Genomic DNA, 12,352 nt, shown 5'->3' with positions numbered 1-12,352 from the left:
AGGTGCGATTGTAGCGCGTCCGGCAGGGAAGTGTTAACGGGCTACGTCAAGCCTTTGGCGGTTCGGTACGTGCGAAACTTTCGCGCTGGAAGAGGGTTTCCGCCAGCTTAACCAGCAGCGGACGATCGACGCACCAGCCCGGCGAAACGCGGCGGAAATTGAGGTAGCCGATGGCGCAGGCGATAGCGATGGTCGCCAGATTGACGCTGTCGGTGGCAATTTTCCCCTCGCGGATCAGCTGTTCACAGTGGTCGAGGCTACGAACGATTTTCTCGCGCTGGCGCAGCAGTTCCGTCTCAGACTGCTGTGCCGCCGGGCGGGCCTGTTCACGCACGGAGGCCAGCGCCGCATCCATAATCCCGTCCGCCAGCGCCTCGATTTGCCGGATAGCCAGCGCCGCTTTGGGCTCAGAGGGGATCATCGCCGGGGCGATATCCAGCAGTTCGATGTAGCTGGCAATGATCGGCGAGTCGAACCAGTGCTCACCCTCGTCGGTGACCAGGGCCGGGACTTTGCCCAGGGGATTGTACTGCGCGACACCGCTTTCAGCCTGATAGGGCTGTTCATTAATAAATTCAAAAGTGATGCCTTTCTCCAGCAGGAGAATGGAGATTTTACGCACGAAGGGACTGGTATAACTGCCGATGAGTTTCATTGCCTGCTCCTTATCCGCCAACAAAAGGATAAGTATGGCCCAGGCATAGAAAAAAAGGCAGGTACGCGGATCGCATACCTGCCTTTTTGGGGATTAATGATCGAGATAGAGGTAGTGCATCCAGCTGGTCATACGCAGCAGGACTTTACGCATCACGGAAACGTGGGCGAAGTGATCGGAATAGACCGCCACCTGGGCGTAGATACCGTCAGGCAGGGCGTCCACGTCGGCATTCGGATCCAGTTCGATGGTACCAATCACACCGTCGGTACCCGGCACTACCGTCAGCGCCTGCAGCACCCCCTGCGCCTGGTAAGAACCGCCCGGCACCACCGGCAGAATGCTGGTCAACTTACCGGAGAAGACCTGGCCCGGCAGGGCATTAAATACCACTTCGGCTTCATCGCCTGGTTTCAGACGCAGTAACGAGTTCTGGCGGAACTGCGCCACAATCTGGCGTTTCTGCTCAGGGATAAAGACCATCACCGGACGCAGCGGCAGTGAAGCCGCGTAGGTACCTGGGCGAATCAGCACCTGGGTGATGTAGCCGTTGCTCGGCGCACGGATGACGGTCTGGTCCAGGTTGTATTGCGCTTCCGCTAACTGGGCGCGCAGGGAGGCAATCTGCGACTGCTCACCGTTAGACATGCTCTCTAACTGGCTCTGGATCTGAACCTGTTCCGCCACCGACGCTTTCACCATGGCGTCCTGCGCCAGGTAATTTTGCCGCGCGTTATCAATATCGCTTTCTGAGAAGGGATTCACCTTCGCCTGGCTGCCTTTTACATAACGCTGATAGTCTTTTAACAGACGATCGCGTTCGGCCGACACGCGGGTGGTATTCGATTGGGCTTCCGCCAGCTGGGCTTTCAGGACATCAATATTGTGTGTCGCCGTCACCAGGTCCGCCTGCAGGCGATCGACGCGGGCTTTATACCTGCCCGGATCGATTTTAAATAATACTTCGCCTTTTTTAATAAGCTGGTTATTTTTATCCGTGACTTCCGTAACAACTCCCGTTACCTGCGGCGTAATCGGAATAGAGATAACCGCTTTCTGCGCCGTGAACGTATACGGGTGGTTATAGTTCATTAATAAAATAAGCGCGGCAACAATAAACACACCGCCCAGGGTCGCGGTCGCCAGTGTCCACTGGTTTACCGGAATACGAAATATTTTAAAGATGGCCCACGCAAACGCGGCATAGGTCAGAATGATCAACAGATCCATGATTAGTGCTCCGGCGTATTCTTATCAGCAACAGGCGGCACTGCGGCCAGTTTTTGTTCCAGCTCGGCTACGCGCTTTGCCAGCGCATCCACGTCGGGATTACGGTCTGGCGGCTGAATGTGGTTTTGCATACCCCACCCGCGTTCGGGCTGATAAAGGGTTGCCCAAATCCACAGAAATGGCCAGATAGCATGGAGCGTAAACAGGCTAATCCACCCCGCCGTATGAATGGCATCGGCATGGGGATGATTGCGCTTTTTGGCCATGTTATACGGAATGTCATGGATAGCGATGATTCCATAAAAAAGAACCAGGAAGACAAAAATCAACACACCCAGCGCAAAATAGTTGAGAAACATATTTGCCTCACTAAATAAATCGTAAACTCATTAAAATAATCAAATGGTAAGTAGCCACATTAATTCATTCTTAAGCACATAAAGATGTACTTATTATTTCAGAGCCGGGGAGTATGGTTTTTTCTTATATCTCCATGCAAGTTTAGAAGCGTGTCAAAATATATCCTGAATAATAATAGACTTAAGTTTACAGTTTGAGCTTAATCCAGCTTAGAACTTTTCGCCATACCACATTACCGCTACGCTTTTTTAGCTATAAGTGTTGCTGAGTTACAGCCTGGCGTCGATTGTAAGAGCAGATGTTGCCAGCGATCACATCCAGAGAAATCCGCATAAAAATTTTTTGTGGATTTGATCACACTCCGGAAACAAATCCGCGACGACGAAATGTGATTTGTTTCACATTTAATGGCCTTAGCTGCCGCTTTTGCGTTCATTGTATTTTTTTTACACGTCATTTTTGTGACATTGATCACTTCATTTCTCACCACACCCCCTACATTTACGTGACGCAGATCACACAAATTTGGCCTGTCTGGACAGCTAAACAATTAAGTGCCAGATTTCACGCATCAGAACAGGGCAACCTCTGCCGCCGCATTAACAACAAACCTCGGGCTCAAGGCCTGCGTAAACAGAAGAAGGGGTGTTTTATGTCATCCGATTTTAAGATCAAAGTACAAAGCTTTGGTCGATTCCTCAGCAACATGGTGATGCCAAATATCGGCGCGTTTATCGCGTGGGGTATCATCACCGCGTTATTTATTCCGACAGGGTGGTTGCCTAACGAAACGCTGGCGAAACTTGTTGGCCCAATGATCACCTATCTGCTGCCGCTGCTCATCGGTTATACCGGTGGTCGTCTGGTGGGCGGTGACCGTGGCGGCGTGGTCGGTGCGATCACCACCATGGGTGTTATCGTCGGTGCGGATATGCCGATGTTCCTCGGCGCAATGATTGCCGGTCCTCTGGGCGGCTGGGCGATTAAGAAATTTGACGTCTGGGTCGATGGCAAGATCAAATCCGGCTTCGAAATGCTGGTGAACAACTTCTCTGCCGGCATCATCGGTATGATCCTGGCGATTCTGGCGTTCCTCGGCATTGGCCCGGCAGTTGAAGTGCTCTCCAAAATTCTGGCGGCGGGCGTTAACTTCATGGTTGCCCACGACATGCTGCCGCTGGCGTCCATCTTTGTTGAACCGGCGAAAATCCTGTTCCTGAACAACGCCATTAACCACGGTATCTTCTCACCGCTGGGTATTCAGCAGTCTCACGACCTCGGCAAGTCTATCTTCTTCCTGATCGAAGCTAACCCGGGTCCGGGTATGGGCGTCCTGCTGGCGTACATCTTCTTCGGTCGCGGTAGCGCTAAACAGTCTGCGGGCGGTGCGGCAATCATCCACTTCCTGGGTGGTATCCACGAAATTTACTTCCCGTACGTGCTGATGAACCCACGTCTGATCCTCGCCGTTATCCTCGGCGGTATGACTGGCGTGTTCACCCTGAGCGTGCTGGGTGGCGGCCTGGTTTCTCCGGCATCTCCGGGTTCTATCCTGGCGGTACTGGCGATGACCCCGAAAGGCGCTTACTTCGCTAACCTGGCAGCAATCTTCGCGGCCATGGCGGTCTCCTTCGTGGTCTCTGCAATCCTGCTGAAAACCAGCAAGGTGAAAGAAGAAGACGATATCGAAGCGGCAACCCGTCGTATGCAGGACATGAAATCCCAGTCTAAAGGTGTTGCTGCAACGCCGCTGGCTGCGGGTGATGTCTCTAACGACCTGAGCCACGTACGTAAAATCATCGTCGCCTGCGACGCCGGTATGGGTTCCAGCGCCATGGGTGCAGGCGTCCTGCGTAAGAAAGTGGCGGATGCGGGTCTGACCCAGATCTCCGTGACCAACAGCGCGATTAACAGCCTGCCGCCGGATGTTGACCTGGTCATCACCCACCGCGATCTGACAGAGCGTGCGATGCGCCAGGTACCGCAGGCGCAGCACATTTCGCTGACCAACTTCCTCGACAGCGGCCTGTACACCAGCCTGACCGAACGTCTGGTTGCGGCGCAGCGCCACGAAGATAACGAAGTGAAAGTGCGTACCAGCCTGCAGGACAGCTTCGACGAGAGCAACAGCCACCTGTTCAAGCTGGGTGCGGAGAACATCTTCCTTGGCCGTACCGCGAGCCATAAAGAAGAAGCGATTCGCTTCGCCGGTGAGCAGCTGGTGAAAGGCGGCTACGTTCAGCCAGAATATGTTGAAGCGATGCTGGAACGTGAAAAACTGACCCCGACCTACCTGGGCGAATCCATTGCGGTGCCGCACGGTACGGTTGAAGCGAAAGATCGCGTCCTGAAAACTGGCGTGGTGTTCTGTCAGTACCCGGCAGGCGTGCGCTTCGGTGAAGAAGAAGACGACATCGCCCGTCTGGTGATTGGTATCGCGGCCCGTAACAACGAGCACATTCAGGTGATTACCAGCCTGACCAATGCCCTGGACGACGAGACCGTTATCGAACGTCTGGCTAACACCACCAGCGTCGAAGAAGTTCTGGCGCTGCTGAACAAGTAAGTTCTGTACCTCCCTCTCCCCGTTGGGGAGAGGGCTAGGGTGAGGGGAAATTAACGTGGTTCCTCACCCCAGCCCTCTCGGGTAAAAACATTGATGAAGGTTAATACTATGAAAGCATTACATTTTGGCGCAGGTAACATCGGTCGTGGCTTTATCGGCAAACTGCTGGCAGACGCGGGCATTACGCTGACATTCGCCGATGTAAATCAGACGGTACTTGATGCCCTGAATGCACGTCATAGCTATCAGGTGCATGTGGTAGGTGAAAACGAGCAGGTCGAAACCGTAAGCGGCGTGAACGCGGTTAGCAGCATTGGCGACGACGTTATCGATCTGATTGCCGGGGTTGACCTGGTCACCACCGCCGTCGGTCCGGTGGTTCTGGAGCGTATCGCGCCGGCGGTGGCGAAAGGTCTGGCAAAACGTAAAGCTCAGGGCAACGAGGCCCCGCTGAACATTATCGCCTGTGAAAACATGGTGCGCGGCACCACCCAGCTGAAAGGCCATGTTATGGCGGCGGTGGCTGAAGAAGATAAAGCCTGGGTTGAAGAGCATGTCGGCTTTGTCGATTCCGCCGTGGACCGCATCGTTCCCCCGTCAGAATCCGCCACTAACGATCCGCTGGAAGTAACCGTTGAGACCTTCAGCGAGTGGATCGTCGATAAAACCCAGTTCAAGGGCGCGCTGCCTGAGATCGCCGGAATGGAATTAACTGATAACCTGATGGCATTTGTCGAGCGTAAGCTCTTCACGCTGAACACCGGGCATGCTATAACCGCCTACCTCGGTAAATTAGCCGGTCATCAGACCATTCGTGACGCCATTCTCGATGAGAACGTCCGCGCCGTGGTAAAAGGTGCAATGGATGAGAGCGGCGCGGTACTGATTAAACGCTACGGTTTTGATGCCGATAAGCATGCGGCATATATTCAGAAAATCCTCGGTCGTTTTGAAAACCCGTATCTGAAAGATGACGTTGAGCGCGTTGGCCGTCAGCCGCTGCGCAAACTGAGTGCGGGCGATCGCCTGATCAAACCGCTGCTCGGCACCCTGGAATACGGTCTGCCGCACAGCAACCTGGTTCAGGGTATTGCCGCCGCGATGCACTACCGCAGCGAAGAAGATCCGCAGGCGCAGGAGCTGGCGCAGCTAATTGCCGAGAAAGGTCCACAGGCCGCGCTGGCGCAGGTATCCGGTCTGGATGCCAACAGCAACGTGGTTGTGGAGGCGGTGAACGTTTATAACGCAACCAAATGATGCAGGAACTGGCGCAGGTCATCCTGCGCCCGGAAGATAGATTGTCAGATATGCAGGCAATAATGGAACAAACCCAGGCCTTTGAAAACCGTGTGCTGGAGCGTCTGAATGCTGGCAAAACCGTACGAAGCTTCCTGATATCCGCCGTCGAGTTATTAACCGAGGCGGTGAATATCCTGGTGCTTCAGGTGTTTCGCAAAGACGACTACGCGGTGAAATACGCAGTTGAACCGTTGCTCGACGGTGACGGCCCCTTGGGCGATTTATCCGTGCGTATGAAACTGATCTATGGCCTGGGCGTCATCAGCCGTCACGAGTATGAAGATGCCGAACTGCTGATGGCATTGCGTGAAGAGCTGAATCACGACGGTAACGAGTATGCGTTTACCGACGATGAGATCCTCGGCCCGCTGGGCGAGTTGCACTGCGTCACCGCCCTGCCCCCGGCACCGCATTTTGATACCAGCGATCCTGAGCTGTACGCCATGCAGAAACAGCGTTACCAGCAGATCGTTCGCTCCACGATGGTACTCTCCCTGACCGAGCTGATTTCCCGAATCAGCTTAAAAAAAGCGTTTCAGAAGTAAGCCTGCGCACATTCGTGTATCATTTGTAGTAATTCCCCCTGTTTTTAGAGCCATTTGTCATGAAAGAAGTCGAAAAGAGTGAAATCAAACGCCTGAGCGATCGCCTGGATCTGATCCGCCACCAGCAGGCCAGCCTGTCGCTGGTTGACGCCGCCGAGAAGTACGCCGAGCTGGAAAAAGAGAAAGCGACGCTGGAAACCGAAATCGAGCGCCTGCGCGGCGTGAAAGAGCAGAAGCTGAGCAAAGAAGCGCAGAAGTTGTCCAAACTGCCTTTCCGCCGTGCCATCACCAAAAAAGAGCAGGCCGATATGGGCAAGCTGAAGAAAAGCGTGCGTGGCCTGGTGGTTGTACACCCGATGACCGAGCTGGGTCGTGAAATGGGTCTGAAAGAGATGACCGGTTTTTGCAAGACTGAGTTCTGATTTTTGCCGGGTGGCGCTGCGCTTACCCGGCCTACCTTTCTGTCACGTCTAAAATTGGCCCAACCAATTTCGCAACCAACCCTTCCCTGGTTCACACTTCCATAATCTTCACTTACAAAATCATTGCCGACCAATAACATTTGGTTAACCATTTGTTGTCATTAACCCTACATCACACTATTGGCAGGACCACTTTTACACTGAATGTGACGCAGAGATGAGCACAGACTCACCGCCTCACAACGGGTGTGGTCCTCAGGAGACCTGCAATGAGCCTCTGGCAACAAAACTACGATCCGGCAGGAAACATCTGGCTGTCGAGCCTGATCGCCTCGCTTCCTATCCTGTTTTTCTTCTTCGCCCTGATTAAACTCAAGCTGAAGGGATACCTTGCCGCGACGTACACCGTCGCTATTGCCCTGATGGTCGCGCTGTTCTTCTACAAAATGCCGGTCGATCGCGCGCTGGCCTCTGTCGTCTATGGCTTCTTCTACGGCCTGTGGCCGATTGCCTGGATAATCATTGCTGCGGTCTTCGTCTATAAAATCTCGGTCAAGACCGGGCAGTTCGACATTATCCGCTCGTCGATTCTTTCCATTACGCCGGACCAGCGCCTGCAGATGCTGATCGTCGGCTTCTCCTTCGGCGCGTTCCTTGAGGGGGCCGCCGGATTCGGTGCGCCGGTGGCCATCACCGCCGCCCTGCTGGTCGGGCTGGGCTTTAACCCGCTGTATGCCGCCGGGCTGTGTCTGATCGTGAACACCGCGCCGGTGGCGTTTGGTGCGATGGGCATTCCGATTCTGGTCGCCGGGCAGGTCACCGGGCTGGACAGCTTTGAGATTGGCCAGATGGTGGGCCGCCAGCTGCCGTTCCTGACCATTATCGTGCTGTTCTGGATCATGGCGATTATGGACGGCTGGCGCGGCGTGAAGGAGACCTGGCCTGCGGTGATGGTCGCCGGTGGCTCGTTCGCTATCGCCCAGTACCTGAGCTCCAACTTCCTCGGCCCGGAACTGCCGGACATTATCTCGTCCCTGGTTTCTCTGGTCTGCCTGACGCTGTTCCTGAAACGCTGGCAGCCGGTGCGTATCTTCCGCTTTGCCGATATGGGCGCCTCGCAGGTCGATCAGACCCTGGCCCGCACCGGCTACACGCCGGGACAGATTGTCCGCGCCTGGTCGCCGTTCCTGTTCCTGACCGCGACCGTTACCCTGTGGAGTATTCCGCCGTTTAAAGCCCTGTTCGCTCCGAACGGCGCGCTGTACGACATGGTGGTGAATATCTCCGTGCCGTTCCTCGACAAGATGGTCGCGCGTATGCCGCCGGTCGTTCACGACGCCACGCCGTACGCGGCGGTATTCAAATTCGACTGGTTCTCTGCCACCGGCACGGCAATCCTGTTTGCCGCTATCCTTTCGGTGGTGTGGCTGCGCATGAAGCCGGCTGCTGCAGTGCAGACGTTTGCCGCGACCCTTAAAGAGCTGATGCTGCCGATCTACTCCATCGGCATGGTGCTGGCGTTCGCGTTTATCTCGAACTATTCCGGCCTGTCATCGACGCTGGCGCTGGCGCTGGCCCATACCGGCTCCGCGTTCACCTTCTTCTCGCCGTTCCTCGGCTGGCTGGGGGTGTTCCTGACCGGGTCGGATACGTCGTCGAACGCCCTGTTTGCGGCCCTGCAGGCCACGGCCGCCCAGCAGATTGGCGTGTCGGATGTGCTGCTGGTGGCAGCCAACACCACCGGCGGCGTGACCGGCAAGATGATCTCGCCTCAGTCCATCGCCATTGCCTGTGCGGCGGTAGGCCTGGTGGGCAAAGAGTCGGATCTGTTCCGCTTTACCGTTAAACACAGCCTGATATTTACCTGCATGGTCGGGGTGATCACCACCCTGCAGGCCTATGTCTTAACCTGGATGATCCCATGATAGTGATGCCCAGACGCCTGTCCGACGAGATCGCTTCTCGCGTGCGGGCGCTGATTGAAGAGATGCAGCTGGAGGCGGGCATGAAGTTGCCCGCCGAGCGCCAGCTTGCCACCCAGCTTGGCGTGTCGCGCAACTCGCTGCGCGAAGCCTTAGCGACCCTGGTCAGCGAAGGGGTTCTGGTGAGCCGCCGCGGTGGCGGGACCTTTGTGCGCTGGCAGCACGATGACTGGTCCGGGCAGAACATTGTTCAGCCGTTGAAAACCCTGATGGAGAACGACCCGGACTACAGCTTCGATATCCTCGAAGCCCGCCACGCCATCGAAACCAGCACCGCCTGGCATGCGGCTATGCGGGCGACCGAGGCGGATAAAGAGAAGCTCAAAGCCTGTTTCGACGCCACGCAAAGCAGCGATCCGGATATCGCCTCGCAGGCGGACGTGCGTTTTCATCTGGCCATCGCCGAGGCCTCGCACAACGTCGTTCTGCTCCAGACCATGCGCGGCTTCTTCGACCTGCTGCAATCCTCTGTTAAGCAGAGCCGCCAGCGCATGTATCTGGTGCCCCCCGTTTTTGCCAGGCTGACCGAGCAGCACGAGGCGGTACTCAACGCCATTCTTGCCGGTGATGCCGAAGCCGCACGCGCAGCGATGATGGCGCATCTGGGCTTCGTCCACACCACCATTAAACGATTCGATGAAGATCAGGCCCGACAGGCGCGTATTACCCGTCTGCCTGGCGACAACGCTATTTCCAGGGAGAACAATTCATGATCATTTCCGCAGCCAGCGATTATCGCGCCGCCGCCCAGCGCATTCTGCCGCCGTTCCTGTTTCACTATATCGACGGCGGGGCCTATTCCGAATACACCCTGCGTCGCAACGTGGAAGACCTGTCGGAAGTGGCCCTGCGTCAGCGCGTGCTGAAGAATATGTCTGACCTGAGCCTTGAGACAAAACTGTTCAACGAAACGCTCTCCATGCCGGTGGCCCTCGCCCCGGTCGGGCTGTGCGGCATGTATGCCCGTCGCGGTGAAGTGCAGGCCGCAGCGGCGGCGGATGCGAAAGGCATTCCCTTTACCCTCTCCACCGTCTCGGTCTGCCCGATTGAAGAGGTCGCCCCGACCATCAAGCGCCCGATGTGGTTCCAGCTTTACGTCCTGCGCGATCGCGGGTTTATGCGCAATGCCCTGGAGCGCGCCAAAGCGGCAGGCTGTTCGACCCTGGTCTTTACCGTGGATATGCCGACGCCCGGCGCGCGCTATCGCGATGCCCACTCCGGGATGAGCGGTGCGAACGCAGCGATGCGCCGCTACTGGCAGGCGGTGACGCATCCGCAATGGGCCTGGGATGTGGGGGTGAACGGTCGCCCGCATGACCTGGGGAATATCTCCGCCTATCTGGGTAAACCGACGGGACTGGAAGATTACATTGGCTGGCTGGCGAATAACTTCGATCCGTCGATCTCGTGGAAAGACCTGGAGTGGATCCGCGAGTTCTGGGATGGCCCGATGGTGATCAAAGGGATCCTCGATCCGGAAGATGCCCGGGATGCGGTGCGCTTTGGCGCCGACGGGATTGTGGTGTCGAACCATGGCGGTCGCCAGCTCGACGGCGTGCTCTCCTCGGCCCGCGCCCTGCCCGCCATTGCCGATGCGGTTAAGGGCGATATCGCCATTCTGGCAGATTCCGGGATCCGCAACGGTCTGGACGTGGTGCGCATGATTGCCCTCGGGGCCGACACCGTCCTGCTGGGCCGGGCGTATCTGTACGCTCTGGCGACCCACGGTCAGGCGGGGGTGGCGAATCTGCTGAATCTGATCGAGAAAGAGATGAAGGTGGCGATGACGCTGACCGGCGCGAAAACCATCCCGGAAATCAGCAAGGAGATGCTGGTGCAGGAGTTGAGTAAGATCCCTGCCGGGCTGGCACCGCTGGCGCAGGGAAATGCGGCTTAGGCTGATGCGGTCTGATCCCCTCACCCTGACCCTCTCCCCAAAGGGGAGAGGGGATGGTAAGCTGCCCCCCGCAATTTCAGAGCCTAATGAAATGGGGCAGCATGCTTAACATCGTCTTATTCGAACCAGAAATTCCGCCTAATACCGGCAATATTATCCGCCTGTGCGCCAACACCGGTTTTCGTCTGCACATCATCGAGCCGATGGGCTTTACGTGGGACGACAAGCGTCTGCGCCGCGCCGGGCTGGATTATCATGAGTTTACCGCCGTGATCCGCCATAAGGATCAGGCCGCATTTATGGAAGCGGAAAAGCCGGAACGGATCTTTGCCCTGACCACTAAAGGCACGCCTGCCCACAGCGCGGTTAGCTATCAGGAAGGCGACTATCTGCTGTTTGGCCCGGAAACGCGCGGCCTGCCGGCCACCATTCTTGATGCCCTGCCCGCTGAACAAAAAATCCGTATTCCGATGATGCCGGACAGCCGCAGCATGAACCTGTCGAACGCGGTGTCGGTGGTGGTGTATGAGGCCTGGCGCCAGCTGGGATACCCTGGCGCCATTCTCAGAAGTTAAATCCCGTCGCCATACTCAAAGGTATGGTGGATGCCGTTGAAGAACTGATCCATATCCATCGCCGGTTTATCGCTGTCCGGCTTGCCGACGATACGCGCCGGTACGCCTGCGGCGGTGGTATGCGGGGGCACAGGTTGCAGCACGACTGAACCGGCGCCAATCTTCGCGCCGCGTCCCACTTCGATATTGCCGAGGATCTTCGCGCCTGCGCCAATCATCACCCCTTCACGAATTTTCGGGTGACGGTCGCCACTGGTTTTCCCGGTCCCGCCGAGGGTTACGGACTGCAGGATCGAGACGTCGTTTTCAATCACCGCCGTTTCACCCACTACAATACCGGTCGCGTGGTCGAGCATGATGCCACGACCAATTTTTGCCGCCGGGTGGATATCCACCTGGAAGGTTACGGAAACCTGGTTTTGCAGGAAGATGGCCAGCGCGCGGCGGCCTTCGTTCCACAGCCAGTGGCCGATACGGTAGGACTGCAGGGCGTGAAAACCTTTCAGATAGAGCAGCGGCGTGGAGTATTTATCCACCGCCGGGTCGCGGTTGCGAACCGCCTGAATGTCACACGCGGCGGAGGCGATCATCTCCGGGTCGGCCGCATAGGCCTCTTCCACCACTTCGCGAATGGCGATAGCGGGCATGATCGGTGAAGCCAGTTTATTGGCGAGCATATAGCTCAGGGCGCTGCCGAGGTTTTCGTGCTTGAGTAGCGTCGCGTGGTAGAAGCTGGCCAGCATAGGCTCACAGTCAGCCAGAGCCCGGGCTTCGGCTTTAATATTGTTCCAGACGATATCCAGTTCTTCACACGGCATTGC

12 protein-coding genes are annotated in these 12,352 nt (G+C 56.6%); 8 read left to right on the top strand and 4 right to left on the bottom strand.

What is annotated here, in order from left to right:
- Positions 1-46 precede the first annotated feature (46 nt).
- The 3 genes from ACOYA6_RS20010 to ACOYA6_RS20000 form a co-directional block, all read right to left on the bottom strand.
- Entirely contained in the window at positions 47-655 is a 609-nt protein-coding gene (locus tag ACOYA6_RS20010) for a glutathione S-transferase (protein WP_422655271.1), read from the bottom strand.
- 93 nt (positions 656-748) lie between these two features.
- Positions 749-1,885 (bottom strand): HlyD family secretion protein, encoded by a 1,137-nt coding sequence (locus ACOYA6_RS20005; RefSeq protein ID WP_039030135.1) that lies wholly within the window; start codon positions 1,883-1,885, stop codon positions 749-751.
- Between the two features lie 2 nt (positions 1,886-1,887).
- Positions 1,888-2,244, bottom strand: coding sequence for a DUF3302 domain-containing protein (locus ACOYA6_RS20000; protein WP_039030136.1), 357 nt, complete (start codon positions 2,242-2,244; stop codon positions 1,888-1,890).
- A gap of 653 nt (positions 2,245-2,897) precedes the next feature.
- On the opposite strand from ACOYA6_RS20000, the gene ACOYA6_RS19995 reads away from it, so the two are divergent.
- The 8 genes from ACOYA6_RS19995 (at position 2,898) to trmL (ending at position 11,531) form a co-directional block, all read left to right on the top strand.
- Entirely contained in the window at positions 2,898-4,811 is a 1,914-nt protein-coding gene (locus ACOYA6_RS19995) for a PTS mannitol transporter subunit IICBA (protein ID WP_039030137.1), read from the top strand.
- Positions 4,812-4,919: 108 nt separating this feature from the next.
- Positions 4,920-6,068 carry a mannitol-1-phosphate 5-dehydrogenase gene (gene mtlD, locus ACOYA6_RS19990; protein WP_072036667.1) on the top strand — a complete coding sequence of 383 codons (1,149 nt, stop codon included), beginning with the start codon at positions 4,920-4,922 and terminating at the stop codon, positions 6,066-6,068.
- Positions 6,065-6,655 carry a mannitol operon repressor MtlR gene (gene mtlR, locus ACOYA6_RS19985; protein WP_039030139.1) on the top strand — a complete coding sequence of 197 codons (591 nt, stop codon included), beginning with the start codon at positions 6,065-6,067 and terminating at the stop codon, positions 6,653-6,655. The genes mtlD and mtlR overlap by 4 nt, the downstream gene beginning before the upstream one ends.
- Before the next feature lie 59 nt (positions 6,656-6,714).
- Positions 6,715-7,077 carry a YibL family ribosome-associated protein gene (locus tag ACOYA6_RS19980; protein WP_039030140.1) on the top strand — a complete coding sequence of 121 codons (363 nt, stop codon included), beginning with the start codon at positions 6,715-6,717 and terminating at the stop codon, positions 7,075-7,077.
- A 269-nt stretch (positions 7,078-7,346) separates the two neighbouring features.
- On the top strand, positions 7,347-9,002 hold the full coding sequence (gene lldP / locus ACOYA6_RS19975; protein WP_138370834.1) for an L-lactate permease: 1,656 nt from the start codon (positions 7,347-7,349) through the stop codon (positions 9,000-9,002).
- A complete protein-coding gene (lldR, locus tag ACOYA6_RS19970; protein WP_039030142.1) occupies positions 8,999-9,772 on the top strand; it encodes a transcriptional regulator LldR in 774 nt (257 codons plus the stop codon). Before lldP ends, lldR begins: the two co-directional genes overlap by 4 nt.
- Positions 9,769-10,956 (top strand): FMN-dependent L-lactate dehydrogenase LldD, encoded by a 1,188-nt coding sequence (lldD, locus tag ACOYA6_RS19965; protein WP_039030143.1) that lies wholly within the window; start codon positions 9,769-9,771, stop codon positions 10,954-10,956. The genes lldR and lldD overlap by 4 nt, the downstream gene beginning before the upstream one ends.
- Before the next feature lie 101 nt (positions 10,957-11,057).
- Positions 11,058-11,531 carry a tRNA (uridine(34)/cytosine(34)/5-carboxymethylaminomethyluridine(34)-2'-O)-methyltransferase TrmL gene (trmL, locus tag ACOYA6_RS19960; RefSeq protein ID WP_039030210.1) on the top strand — a complete coding sequence of 158 codons (474 nt, stop codon included), beginning with the start codon at positions 11,058-11,060 and terminating at the stop codon, positions 11,529-11,531.
- On the opposite strand, the gene cysE is transcribed toward trmL, so the two are convergent.
- On the bottom strand, positions 11,528-12,349 hold the full coding sequence (gene cysE / locus ACOYA6_RS19955; protein ID WP_039030144.1) for a serine O-acetyltransferase: 822 nt from the start codon (positions 12,347-12,349) through the stop codon (positions 11,528-11,530). The genes trmL and cysE overlap by 4 nt on opposite strands.
- Positions 12,350-12,352 lie beyond the last annotated feature (3 nt).

Origin of the sequence: Leclercia barmai (assembly GCF_049312895.1) — a bacterium.
In the GTDB taxonomy this organism is placed as follows: domain Bacteria; phylum Pseudomonadota; class Gammaproteobacteria; order Enterobacterales; family Enterobacteriaceae; genus Enterobacter; species Enterobacter barmai.
Note: the sequence above shows the minus strand (reverse complement) of the source record. Positions and strands in the feature narration are given on the sequence as shown.

Coding starts and splice junctions, on each gene's coding strand:
- ACOYA6_RS20005 (WP_039030135.1), bottom strand. CDS start 1,885: ATGGATCTGTTGATCATTCTGACCTATGCCGCGTTTGCGTGGGCCATC.
- lldP (WP_138370834.1), top strand. CDS start 7,347: ATGAGCCTCTGGCAACAAAACTACGATCCGGCAGGAAACATCTGGCTG.
- ACOYA6_RS20010 (WP_422655271.1), bottom strand. CDS start 655: ATGAAACTCATCGGCAGTTATACCAGTCCCTTCGTGCGTAAAATCTCC.
- ACOYA6_RS20000 (WP_039030136.1), bottom strand. CDS start 2,244: ATGTTTCTCAACTATTTTGCGCTGGGTGTGTTGATTTTTGTCTTCCTG.
- cysE (WP_039030144.1), bottom strand. CDS start 12,349: ATGCCGTGTGAAGAACTGGATATCGTCTGGAACAATATTAAAGCCGAA.
- mtlD (WP_072036667.1), top strand. CDS start 4,920: ATGAAAGCATTACATTTTGGCGCAGGTAACATCGGTCGTGGCTTTATC.
- lldR (WP_039030142.1), top strand. CDS start 8,999: ATGATAGTGATGCCCAGACGCCTGTCCGACGAGATCGCTTCTCGCGTG.
- mtlR (WP_039030139.1), top strand. CDS start 6,065: ATGATGCAGGAACTGGCGCAGGTCATCCTGCGCCCGGAAGATAGATTG.
- ACOYA6_RS19980 (WP_039030140.1), top strand. CDS start 6,715: ATGAAAGAAGTCGAAAAGAGTGAAATCAAACGCCTGAGCGATCGCCTG.
- ACOYA6_RS19995 (WP_039030137.1), top strand. CDS start 2,898: ATGTCATCCGATTTTAAGATCAAAGTACAAAGCTTTGGTCGATTCCTC.
- lldD (WP_039030143.1), top strand. CDS start 9,769: ATGATCATTTCCGCAGCCAGCGATTATCGCGCCGCCGCCCAGCGCATT.
- trmL (WP_039030210.1), top strand. CDS start 11,058: ATGCTTAACATCGTCTTATTCGAACCAGAAATTCCGCCTAATACCGGC.